This is a genomic window from Emticicia aquatilis, from assembly GCF_014644295.1.
GTDB classification, from domain to species: domain Bacteria; phylum Bacteroidota; class Bacteroidia; order Cytophagales; family Spirosomataceae; genus Emticicia; species Emticicia aquatilis.
Genome location: NZ_BMKK01000011.1, coordinates 1 through 13,325, shown reverse-complemented (window position 1 = coordinate 13,325; position 13,325 = coordinate 1). Strand labels below are relative to the sequence as shown.

Genomic DNA, 13,325 nt, shown 5'->3' with positions numbered 1-13,325 from the left:
CTAAAAATTGCATAAAATAGGTGTAAAACGCATTATAAAATTCGTTCCACTATTAAAATAAAAACGATACGTACCTTGCAACTGAATCACTTGCATTTGTATAAGCCTCATTCCAAATGATTTTTGAATTTCAGTAGTAACATTAAGTACCGAAAAATCTTTTTCCTTTTCACCATTATCAGCAACCTCAATGATATAATCATCGTTTTCAACGAAACCCTTAATAGTCAAAGCAGGAGATTGATTATCTTTGAAAGCATACTTGCATGAATTTGTAACTAATTCATTGATTATCAAGCCAATAGAAAGCGTTTGGTCGGCAGCGAGTAGCATTCTTTCAAGTTGGTATTTAGGGTTTAAATCATTAAAACCGAAGGTTTGTAATACACCTTCAACAATTTCGATAATAAATTCTGATAATTCAACTTCTGCGAGTTCTTCGCCTTTATATAGTTTCTGATGCAAATTCGATACAACCTCTACCCTAAGTTTACTTTCTTCTACGGCATATTTGGCATCAGAATCAACCATTCGATTCGATTGTAAATTTAACAAACTTGATATTGACTGTAAGTTATTCTTGATTCGATGGTTTTGTTCTTTCAGTAAAACTTCGTTTTTAAGCGATATTTTTTTATTCTTTTTGTATAAAATGTAGTATAAAAAACTTAACCCCGAAACTCCTAAAAGCATGATTAAGATTCCGACCAAAAACTGATTCTGCTTCACAATTATATTATCTTTTTCTCCAAGCTGAGCCTCTCTTTTCTGTGTATTGTAAGCAATATTTAACTCTGAGACAGCTCCTTTATGGTCTGCCAGTAAATCTTCCTTTTCAAGTTGATGCACAACTTCTTGATGTTTCAGTGCATGTTTCCAATCTCCAATTGCCTTATAATATTCTAAATAGGTTATTTCAAGCTTTCTCTTTGACTGGTAATTATTGACTTGGGAATTCAGTTGTTCAGCTTCCAAAATCTTCTGATAAGCATCTCCATATTTCTTAAATTTAAGATACGTTGATGCCATTGCAAGTAAGACTTGAAGTTTTTCGGGATATCGATTGTTATCCGAAAAATACTTCAAGGCTTTTGTATAATACTCAATTGATTTTATGTCGTTTTTTTTAGCAAAAAAATTACCAAAAGTTGCATTAACTCCTGCAATACCAAGTTGGTCATTTATTTTTTTATAGTGTGGCTCTATTTTACTGTAATAAAATAAGGCACTATCCAAATTATAAATTGGTTTGGGAGCATTTTCATCGCTGTACATATTACCAAACGCAGCATAAGCAAGAGCTAAACCTCTATCCGATTCAATATTCTTGAAGATTTTCAGAGCTATTCTCAGATATTTTATGGCATTCTGATAATGCAATTGCCATATTTCATTTTCTTCTAATCGAATATACAATCTACCCAATTCATAAGAGTCTCCTCGCTTTTCAATAAGACTTAATGATTTCAACAACCATTTTTGAGCTTCTAAGAAATTATGGCGACTCACCTCTATCTTTCCGTGTATGTAATAGGCTTCCGCAATCTTGGGGGTATCCTTTTTTATGACCGCCAATTTAAGTCCTTCGTCCGCCTCTCTTAACATCTTAGTTTGGGCTTCTGAATATGATTGATTTTGAGCTATCAATTCAGAAAGAGGAAAATAAGCTAATAGTAGAATAAAAGGTATTTTTTTCAGCACAGGGATACGAATAAAAAATAGGTTCTGTTTCAAAAATACTTATAATCAACCGTAAAAACTCACTTTCAAGCCAAATTTTTATTAGAAAAACTCATACGCCCATTTCAGAAACTCATTGACCGATTTCGGAAAATTGGGGTTGTTTGGTGGTTGAAGATATTGTTTATTGGAGGAGTTTTTTTAATAAGTAATAGCTTATTTTTAGATTAATCTTCGATACAATGAAAAATCTCCTTATTTTCTTATTAGGTTTTGTCAAAATATGTTTTGGTCAAGCAGCCCAAACAACGCCAAGCGGAACATTGATTGCAAACCAAAATCCAGCAGTGGCCATGCCCTCATCTTCATTATTTGAGGTAAGGTCAAATACTAAAGGGATGTTACCTCCCCGTATGACAACAAATAGAATAAATGCTATTGTATCTCCCACAATCGGACTAATGGCTTACGATATTGATGTTAAGTGTCTGAAAATATATAATGGGTCTGAATGGGAATGTTCAAATGCAAATGTTGTGGCCTCAACTCCAGTAAGTTCTTCATTCGCTTTTCAATCAATAACTGATAATGTTGTAAATCCTGAATCTATTACAGCTGATAATTCAGGAAATACTATAACAGTAGGTTACTTCAATAGTGCTATAACCTTTGGTAACGCAAATAATGTTATGACACTAACCTCTTTAGGCAATGCTGACGGATATATTTCAAAGCATGACCAAAATGGAAATTTAATTTGGGCAACTCAAATTGGCGGTAGTGCAAATAATCAAGATATTAGAGATGTAGAAATTGATAATTTAGGAAATATTGTAGTTGTTGGTTACCTGATAGGCGGAACGACATTTTTCTCGACAAATGGTTCGACGGCTGTCTATAATGCTCCTGTAACTTCTGCAAAAGCCTTTGTAGCATATTATAATTCCTCTGGTATTCTGCAATGGTATAAACTAGTTGATTCTTCTGGTGATTCTGATTGCTTGGGAGTTACATTTGATAGTTTAGGAAACATTTTATTTACAGGATACTTTACTGGAACTGCTTCATTTGATAATATTTCAAAGGTTTCTGTAGGTTCATCGAATGATATTTTTGTTGCTAAACTGAATACCACGGGAACTTATCAATGGGTAAAAACTGCTGGTGGCACTGATAATGGAGAATATGGCGTCAAGTTAACATGTGACAACTCTAATAATGTATATGTTTATGGTTCTTACACAGGGACAGCTTCGTTTGGTGAAAATAGTAGCATTATAAATCTCACCTCAAGAGGCAGTAGTGATAGTTTCATAAGCAAATTTGATGCAAACGGAAATATACAATGGGTGAAAACATTAGGCAGTACATTTGAAGAAGGATTGGGAGATATAGTTTACTCTTCTGCTACAAATAATATATTTTTATCTGGTTCTTACAAAGGAACTTTAACCTTTGGGACTGGTCTCGGCACAAATTCTCTACTCCCTATTGGTAATTATATAAATTATTTTGACGGATTTCTTGCGAAATATGACTTAAATGGTAATGTTTTATGGGCAGTTAGGAATGGATGTGTTAATGATTTTCATAACTATACTAATGGAGTTTCGGTAGATAGCAATGGAAATCCATACATTACCGGTACTATTCAAAGAGATACTTATTTCTATTCTACAAACTCAAATAGTCCTTATTTAATTCAGGGAGTTCATGAAGGAGAGCCTTTTATTGCAAAATATAATTCAACAGGAAATTTGCTTTGGACAATACTTGCTACTGATGGATATTATGATTCTTGTGTAAGTATTGCTGTTAAAAATAATACTGCCAATGTAGTTGGGAAATTTTCTCAGACAATAAATTTTGGTTTCCAACAGTTAAGGGTAGTTGTTGAAAATCAATATCACATGTTTACTTGGAGATATGCTGAATAATCACACATAAAACAAATGGCATATCCTTTCGAAATATGCCATTTATTTGTGGTTTATATCAAAAGCGTTTACGACAGACTATTTTTATCAACAAATTCGACCAATTCAAAAACACTCGTTACGCCGAGCTTGAAATATATATTTTTTCGGTGGGTTTTTACGGTTTCTACACTTACGGATAGTTTTTCGGCAATTTCTTGCGAATTTATTCCATTGCAAATTAATGTAAAAGCAAGAAGCAATAACTAAGTATTTTTCGAGCCGCTTGAAGGTTTTCAAGCGGCTCAATTATTTCATAACTTCACCTTACTCTGATACTTCACCTTACTCTGATACACCTCCACTTCTTTCGCTGAAATATCGGTCAGCACATAAAGCAGTTGGTTGGTTATTTTCATTTCGTCCAGCACATCAACTGTATTTTTGTAAACAGATTCATCAGTTGGGCGAATGATAACCGTGAAATTCTTAATATTCTCAGCATGCTTTCTTTTTTCAAGAATTAATTTACTTAAAGTTGTACCATAAGATGTCTCTGTTAATAGACTTGGATTCAAATCTTTGGGGCCTTTTTGATGCCAAAATATTCGATTATCCTTCCCGAGAATGAGCGTCAAGGTGTTCTGATATTTGATTAGTGGCCCTGGTTCATTGGTTTTATCAGGCACATACAGGGTCATCATTCGGTTTGATGTAAAGGTTGTGGTAAACACAAAAAACGTAATGAGCAGAAAACCCAAATCTACCATGGGGGTCATATCTACTCGTGGTTGGCGGGTGTTGGTGGTGAGTTCGGCCATTGTTGTAAGAGTTTAAGTTGAACTTCGTTTAATTATTTAGATAAATATCTAAATATATTTTGAATTTCCAAAGAAAAATTCAAAATATATGTAAAAAAAACGTCGGCATCGCTTCAAGCGATGCCGACGTTAAAATCTTTATCAAGAATTATTATTTTCGTTCAATCGAAAGAATTTTAAACTCGGTTCGGCGGTTACGTTGGTGTTCGGCTTCGGTACATTGCACGCCGTCGCCGCAGCTATTAACTGGCTCTGATTCTCCTTTTCCTACTCCTCTCATTCTGGCACGAGCTACGCCCTTATCAACCAAGAAATCAACCACTTCGTTGGCTCTTCTCTGCGATAAATTTAGGTTATCGAGGGCATTACCACGGGTATCGGTATGCGAGCGAATCTCGATAATCATATTGGGATTTTTCTGCATTGTTCGTACGAGTTTTTCGAGTTCTCGGGCGGCATCTTTCCGTATTTTATAACTATCCGAATCGTAGTAGATATTATCCAATTTCACGACATCGCCCACTTTATAAAGCTTTGTATCAAACAATGAACCTACGCTTGGTGCAAGTGCTTTCTTACGGAAAATATTGATTATACTACGTTTTTCTTCAACTTTAGGCACTAACTCTGATGATTTTCCGAAGTTTTCTTTAACCGACTCTAAGATATAATCACAATTAAGCTCACGCTTAAATTCGTAAGAGCCATCTGAACCAGTAATCATTTCTTGAACAGTTCCCGTGCATTGATTGATGAATTTAATTTTTACGCCTGCAATTGGTGTGCTATCTTTCCCAGCAGTTACAATTCCTCGGAAGATTGTCGAAACTGGGTTTCCGTTTCGGCGTGCGACCAAAATATCGCTTTCGGTTTGTGTTTTAGTTTCGGCAGGTTTGCTTTTCTTATTTTTATCAACAAGTACGATTTCTTTTTTTAGATAAATATCCAGTTTTGAAGATTCATAATCGGAAGCATCTTTATTTGAAAAACTGACGGTTTCGGCTTGAAAACCATTTTGTTTAACGATAAAACTAAAGTCGTTATCTGCCTCCAAGCAAAGCTTAATTGTGCCAAGACTACTCGTGATGGCACTTTCTCTGCTACTTGTATTGCCTTTGATTTCATATTCAAACCTGATACGGTCGAAAGGCTTTTTGGTTTCATTATCGTAGATATTTACTACTACTTCTCGACAACCGTAGAGCGTGCCAAGGCGTGTAAACTTATAAATATCATCATCAGTACCTCCACGCTTACGGTTACTACTCAAAAAACCCGTTCGACGCTCACTATCGGTAATGATTCCAAAATCATCTTTGTTAGAGTTGAGCGGAGCTCCCAAATTTCGCACTTTGCCACTTGGCATACCCGTAGCGGTATTCATAGGAATAAAGAAAATATCTAAATCTCCCAGCCCAGGGTGGAAATCTGATGAGAAATAGAGGTTTCCTCGCTCATCTATGAATGGAAACATTTCATTACCACGGGTATTGACAGTTCCTCCTAAATTCTGCGGTTTTGTCCATTCGCCATTGTTGTAATGAGTCATCCAAATGTCTGTTCCGCCGTAACCACCCGGCATATCCGATACAAAATACATGATTTTATCATCTATTGTTAGGGTTGGGTGGCCGCATGAATAATCATTACTATTGAATGGTATTTCTTTTATTTTACGCCAATCATTGTCCTCAAACTCAGCCGTGTAAAGTTTTAGTCGATTGATGGTTGCATTTTTTTTCTGACCAAAAATTCCTCCGCCACCGATTTGGCTATTTCGGGTAAAAATGATTTTTGAGCCATCGTGAAAAAATGCACATGGACCTTCATGATATTTTGAATTGAGGTTTTTACTAAACTTTTCGGTTGGAATGGTTGGATTTTCTTCGTAATCTAAATCTTTGCTTCCTGTGATATATTCATTCCCTTTTCGTCCGACGGTTTTGGTATCATTTGAAGTAGGTGGTGTATAGTAATCATTACCGAGCTTTTTTGAAGCAGGTGCAGTTTTTTGAATAGGTGCTTGTGAACTTGACCCAATGGCCGATGCTCCACTTGATTCGTTTCCGATTGCTTTGAGGTCTTCGAGATAAAATAAATCCAAGAATGAAGAAGCATCCCAATTAAAAACTCTACGAATGCCCGAATTTGCACTTCGACCCGAAACAAAAACTAAGCCTTTTTTATAGTAAACGGGACTAAAGTCGGCACTACTTGAGTTGATACCGACGTATTCTATTTTATAACTTCCTGCGTTGCGTTCTAATGCTTCTCGGTTACTATTGAGTTTAATAAACTCTATTCCCCGTTTATCTTGTTCTTGTAGTTCATTGAATTTTTGCCAATATTTATTCGCTTCGGGATACTTACCATTACTCGAAAGCACTTGGGCAAAATGGCGGTACGCTTTTATATCGTCACCTTTTAAGATTGGATTGGCACTCAAAACATCTCGATAAACTCTTTCGGCATTGGCATAGTCTTTCACCGACTTATAACTAAGAGCCAAATTGAGTTTAGCTTTTACGATTTCTTCTTCAGAAGCTCCTTTGGGTTTCTTTAAGGCAGTCTCATACAACTCTATTGCTTTTGCATATCCCAGTGTCTCGAATTGAGTATTGGCTTTCTGAAAAACCTTCGAGGTGTTTTGGGCAAACAAAGCAAGAGTAGCAGTTGTGAGATATGTCAATAATATGAGTCTCCTTAACGACATTATAAAAGAATTGCTGCTTCTTGTTTAAATAACGTACGATTGGCAAAAATCATGCCTTTAGGCATTTTATAAAATTTACTGCTGATAAATTAAAAACAAATCGGTCGATAACTAACTAATAATCAATGTCTTATTAATAATGACTTTTGAGATTTCTTTATTCAAAAAGTATAATGTTTTTAAAAGTTTTTTGTGGAATAAGGTGTTTTTAAAATAAAGTGCCACTTTCATAACGCTTTTTAGGGCGTTTTGAGAAGTGGCACTTTGTGGTTAGATATTATTTAGGGATTATCTCGCAAGGGTTAGATAACTCACTTTATGAACTCTTTGTCCGTTAAGTTCGTAATCCAATGCGAAGTAATAAGTACCATCTGGCACACCCTCTGTTCCGAATCTAATACCTTGGTTCGATGTTCCATCCCATCCTTTTTCTTTATTAGCCAAGATACCATCCTTGTCTTTGAAGACTACGTGACCCCATCTGTTGTAGATGTCACACGAAATCATCTTAGCACCCGCTGGAAGTTGAATAATAAATGTATCATTCTTACCGTCACCATTTGGCGAGAATGCCTCTGGGATGATGAGGTTACCATCGCTAATCGGCAATACTAATGATGTAGGCGTTGACTCGTTAATCTTAATCTCGGTTCCTGCATTCGAGATGTCAGTTACGATTTTACCATTACCGATTGCCTTCGCATAAGCATTGTTCAAGAATGGCCCTTTGATTCCGTTGTGGAATACTTTAACAGTGAAGAACAATGAGTCTAATTGACCAACCTCCAATTTACTTGTTGAGTCAGCAATTAAGAGATTCACATCTTCTTTACCGTTGAAGTTCGGGTTCAATTTCAAAGTACTCTTACTTCCGATTGTCGAACCTACAACTTTGTATGTTACACTATCAGCGAATGTTTTGCTTAAACTATCTGCTACTTGTACGTTTGTCAACTTAGCATTTCCGAAGTTTTTCACAAGGGCTAAGTAAGTTACATTATAACAAGTCTCATCAATTTTAGCAGAATCGGCTACTGACAATGCAATTCCTATAGCTGGACGGTCTGGTGAAATATCAATCTTGAACTGAATTGGTGTTGGGTCAGCGTTGTTGGTTGGGTCGCCATCACCATCAGGGTCAGAATTTGCACCGTTAGTTGAAATGTCTTTCTTACCATTGGCCGTTACTTCTGCGATGTTAAAGAAGTCAGTAATTGTTGCATTTTTCAAGTCAACTTTCACTGTAAATCTCATTGCGAGTTTTTGGCCTTTTTTGATACTACTCAACGAGTCAATCAACATATTAGTGTTCGAGCCACGACCTGTGTATTGAGGATTTACTACTAAGCCAGGGTCTGCTACAATCTTAATTGTATCGTTCAGAATCTTAGCACCGCTACCAAATGCACGGTCAAGGTCGTCTTTCACTTGTATCTTCGATACGTCAGCTCCACCGAGGTTAGTTACATAAATTACGAACGGAACGTTGTAAATCATATCTTTTACTAACACCGCAGGGTCACATACTTTACTCAAACCAATTAGTTCTCCAGATGCTGGGTCGTTGATTGTGGCTTCGCTTGAGTTATTAGATAGAACATTGTCTGTTTCTTTTATCTTCGATAACTCTGCTTTGTTTACAATCTTACCAGCTGCCGTTACTTTAGTGGTATATGTAAATACTGTACTATCGCCTCTTACTAATGAATCAAGTTTGAGAGTTACGATTCCGTTTGCAAATGTTGCATTGCTGGTTACACTTTCAAACGTCAATCCACTCGGCAAGATGTCACGTACTTCGATACCCGTTGCTTTTACTTGTCCGTTGTTCTTAACTGTTACTTTGTAAGTAACGATTTCGTTTACTGGGACAATCGAAGCAGAAGCTACTTTCTTCACTGCAATATCAACTACTGGTATCGTTGGAGTTACGCCACCACCTTCGCAAGTTGTGATAGTAACTTTCACGGCTACACCGTCGCAATAACAACCCACTGCACTACGCTCGAATACATAATATGTACCTGCACCTACTGCTCCTGGATTTGTTACCAACGGAGAGTTTGGCGAACTTGTAGTATGGAATTCAAACTGACCGCCAGTTGTTGTTGGTTCACTTAGAATTGCTGTGTTAAGGTCTGCTGTATTGAATGGACAAACATTCTTGATTTCAGCAACTACTTTCGGTGCATCTACTTTCTTACCTACTGTTACTACGATTGCATTTGAAGTATCGCTTACACACTTACCACCAATTGATTTACAGATTGCAGTATATGTTGTTTTCTCTACGATTGGAGAAACTGTTAGTACTCCGCCCGTCGAACCATCAGACCAAACTACGATTCCTGTACATCCTGATGCTGTTAGAGTAGCTGAGCCACCGTAACAAATCACACTGTTTTTACAAGAAACGAATGGTTTGTTTGGACTTCCAACCGCTATCGCTACATGCTCTGAACTTGGGCTTTCGCAATCTCCTACTTTACATTTCGCTGAGTACTTAGTAGTACCATCTGGAATAACTACGATTGACTCGCCAGTTGAACCATTTGACCAAACTATCGTTCCTTCGCATCCGTAAGCTTTGATTGTTGCTGATTCGCCGCTACATACTAAATCTGTGCTACAAGCAACTGTTGGTGTTGAAACTGTACCAACTTTAACTTGAATTAAATTAGATAATGGGCTTGAACAAGTGCTTGATACATTACATACTGCTGAGTATGTTGATGTTGCAGTCGGTTTAACAGTAATCGAACTTCCTGTTTGACCAGTTGACCAAATCACAGTTCCTGTCGTACAACCTGTTGCTGTCAAAGTAATATTCTCTGGCTTACAGATGGTTGTTTTAGATGCACTTACTACCGGAGCAGTTACTGTACATCCGCCACCACAATCAGATTTCGATTTGATTACTACTGGTGTTGAAGCTGTACTCGTTCCACAAGCATTTTTACATGTTGCTGTGTAAGTTCCCACCGTAGTTACTGTCAAGCTACTACCTGTTGCTCCTGTACTCCAAGTAATTGTTCCAGTACATCCTGCTGCTGTCAAGACTGCCGATTCGGTTGTACAAATCTCAGTTTTATTTGCTGTCACAGTTGGTGCGGCTGGGTTACCACCTGTTGTTATCGTTACTACTGAAGAAGCTACACTTGTTCCGCAAGCATTTTTGCAGGTTGCTGTGTAAGTTCCAGCAGTTGATACTGATAAGGTACTGCCTGTCGCTGCTGTACTCCAAGTTACTGTGCCTGAACAACCCGTTGCTGTTAGTGTAGCTGTTTCAGTTCCACATAAGCTTGTATTGCTTGCTGTTACATTCGGTGCTGATGGGTTACCACCACTTGTGATTGTAACTATCGTTGAAGCTGGGCTTGTACCACACTCATTTTTACATGTTGCTGAGTATGTACCAGCTGTGCTTACACTAATGCTGCTGCCTGTTGCTCCGGTACTCCATGTTACTGTTGCAGTACAATTTGAAGCCGTCAAGATTGCTGTTTCAGTTCCACACAAGCTTGTCTTATCAGCGGCTATACTTGGTGCTGATGGTGCAGTACATCCACAATCAGCTTTTGCTTTGATTGTTATCGGTGTCGATGCTGTACTTGTTCCACAAGCATTTTTACATGTTGCTGAATAAGAACCCGCAGTTGTTACTGATAACGTACTTCCTGTTGCTCCTGTACTCCATGTAATTGTGCCTGAACAACCTGCTGCTGTTAAAATAGCTGTCTCGGTTGTACAAATCTCAGCTTTACTTGTCGTCACAATCGGTGCTGATGGATTACCACCCGATGTTATTGTCAATTTATCAGATGAAAGACTCGTACCACAATCATTTTTACAGATTGCTGAATAAGTACCAGCACTTGATACTGACAATGTACTACCTGTTGCTCCTGTATTCCATGTAATTGTGCCTGAACAACCTGCTGCTGTTAAAATAGCAGTGTCAGTTCCACAAAGACTTGTTTTATCGGCTGTCAACTTAGGTGCGGTTGGTGTTCCTCCATTCGAGATATTTACGATATTAGAAACGCCACTCGTTCCACAACCATTGACACAAGTTGCTGAATAGGTACCTGAACTAACTGATACACTTGTGCCTGTTGTTCCTGTACTCCATGTTACTGTGCCTGAACAGCCCATCGCCATTAATGTTGCCTTCTCAGTTCCACAAACACTCATCTTATCTGATGAAATGATTGGTGCTGCTGGTGAGTTACCTTGACGAATGACCACACCTTGACTTACTGGACTTTCACCACAAATATTTGTACAAGTTGCGGTATATGTACCCGCTGCACTCACAGCCAATACTGAACCTGTTGCTCCTGTACTCCATGTCACGACTCCTGCACATCCGTTAGCTACCAAGTTTGCTTTTTCAGTTCCACAAATACTTGTGCTATTGGCTGAAATGCTCGGTGCTAATGGTAAGTCTGTTTTCTTGATAATTAGAGCGTTGCTGTTACCACTTTCACCACAACTGTTTGTACATGTTGCCGTGTATGTACCTGCTACACTTACCGAAATTGTGTTGGTAGTTGCACCTGTACTCCACTTCACAGCTCCATTACAACCAGAGGCTGTCAATGTTGCTGATTCGGTACCACAAAGTTCAACTTTGTTAGCACTGATGATTGGTGATACTGGAGCAGAACCTGTTGTGATTACAATTTGATTGGATGCTCCGCTTTCGCCACAACCTACTCCTGTACATTTTGCAGTGTAAGTACCAGCAGTATTTACTGTAATGCTTGAGCCTGTTGCTGAATTACTCCAAACAATCACACCATTACAACCAGAGGCTGTCAATGTTGCTGATTCGGTACCACACAAATTAGTTTTACTTGTACTAATTGATGGTGGTGTAGATGAGCTTCCTGTTGTGATAACTACTACATTACTTGTTCCGCTTTCGCCACAACCATTGCTACATGTTGCTGTGTAACTACCTGCCGTACTTACTGTGATGGTAGCAGTCGTTGCTCCAGTACTCCACTTGATGCTGCCGCTACAACCTGTTGCACTTAACGTCGCCGTTTCTGCATTACACAAGCTCGTCTTGTTGCTGCTTATCACTGGGGCTGCTGGGCTTGTACCTGTACCAATTACCACTACATTGCTTGTTCCACTTTCACCACAACCATTGCTACATGTCGCTGTGTAACTACCTGCCGTACTTACTGTGATGGTAGCAGTCGTTGCTCCAGTACTCCACTTGATGCTGCCGCTACAACCTGTTGCACTTAACGTCGCCGTTTCTGCATTACACAAGCTCATCTTGTTGCTGCTTATCACTGGGGCTGCTGGGCTTGTACCTGTACCAATTACCACTACATTGCTTGTTCCACTTTCACCACAACCATTGCTACATGTCGCTGTGTAACTACCTGCCGTACTTACTGTGATGGTAGCAGTCGTTGCTCCAGTACTCCACTTGATGCTGCCGCTACAACCTGTTGCACTTAACGTCGCCGTTTCTGCATTACACAAGCTGTTTTTGTTGCTGCTTATCACTGGGGCTGCTGGGCTTGTACCTGTACCGATTACCACTACATTGCTCGCTCCGCTTTCTCCACAACTGTTACTACATGTCGCTGTGTAACTACCTGCCGTACTTACACTGATGCTGCTACCTGTGGCGTTAGTACTCCACTTGATGCTGCCGCTACAACCTGTTGCACTTAACGTCGCCGTTTCTGCATTACACAAGCTGTTTTTGTTGCTGCTTATCACTGGGGCTGCTGGGCTTGTACCGGTCGTGATGACTACTACATTGCTCGCTCCACTTTCTCCACAACTGTTGCTACATGTCGCTGTGTAACTACCTGCAGTACTTACACTGATGCTGCTACCTGTGGCGTTAGTACTCCACTTGATGCTGCCGCTACAACCTGTTGCACTTAACGTCGCCGTTTCTGCATTACACAAGCTGTTTTTGTTGCTGCTTATCACTGGGGCTGCTGGGCTTGTACCGGTCGTGATGACTACTACATTGCTCGCTCCACTTTCTCCACAACTGTTGCTACATGTCGCTGTGTAACTACCTGCCGTACTTACACTGATGCTGCTACCTGTGGCGTTAGTACTCCACTTGATACTGCCGCTACAACCCGTTGCACTTAACGTCGCCGTTTCTGCATTACACAAGCTGTTTTTGTTGCTGCTTATCACTGGGGCTGC

At 38.9% G+C, this 13,325-nt stretch carries 6 protein-coding genes; 2 read left to right on the top strand and 4 right to left on the bottom strand.

The window, feature by feature from the left end:
* On the bottom strand, nt 1-1,701 hold the full coding sequence (locus tag IEX65_RS21750) for a tetratricopeptide repeat-containing sensor histidine kinase (RefSeq protein ID WP_188769283.1): 1,701 nt from the start codon (nt 1,699-1,701) through the stop codon (nt 1-3).
* A gap of 221 nt (nt 1,702-1,922) precedes the next feature.
* On the opposite strand from IEX65_RS21750, the gene IEX65_RS21745 reads away from it, so the two are divergent.
* Both IEX65_RS21745 and IEX65_RS28270 read left to right on the top strand, forming a co-directional pair.
* Entirely contained in the window at nt 1,923-3,617 is a 1,695-nt protein-coding gene (locus tag IEX65_RS21745) for a phage tail-like protein (RefSeq protein WP_188769281.1), read from the top strand.
* A 15-nt stretch (nt 3,618-3,632) separates the two neighbouring features.
* Entirely contained in the window at nt 3,633-3,866 is a 234-nt protein-coding gene (locus IEX65_RS28270) for a hypothetical protein (protein WP_445447104.1), read from the top strand.
* Between the two features lie 44 nt (nt 3,867-3,910).
* Here IEX65_RS28270 and IEX65_RS21735 read toward each other — a convergent pair whose 3' ends face one another.
* From IEX65_RS21735 to IEX65_RS21725, 3 genes are all read right to left on the bottom strand, one after another.
* Complete coding sequence (locus tag IEX65_RS21735; RefSeq protein ID WP_188769276.1) at nt 3,911-4,417, bottom strand: biopolymer transporter ExbD; 507 nt, start codon at nt 4,415-4,417, stop codon at nt 3,911-3,913.
* A gap of 151 nt (nt 4,418-4,568) precedes the next feature.
* Nucleotides 4,569-7,130: an OmpA family protein gene (locus tag IEX65_RS21730; RefSeq protein WP_188769274.1), complete on the bottom strand. Its 2,562-nt coding sequence runs from the start codon at nt 7,128-7,130 to the stop codon at nt 4,569-4,571.
* 288 nt (nt 7,131-7,418) lie between these two features.
* Nucleotides 7,419-13,292 carry a T9SS type B sorting domain-containing protein gene (locus IEX65_RS21725; protein ID WP_229250827.1) on the bottom strand — a complete coding sequence of 1,958 codons (5,874 nt, stop codon included), beginning with the start codon at nt 13,290-13,292 and terminating at the stop codon, nt 7,419-7,421.
* Nucleotides 13,293-13,325 lie beyond the last annotated feature (33 nt).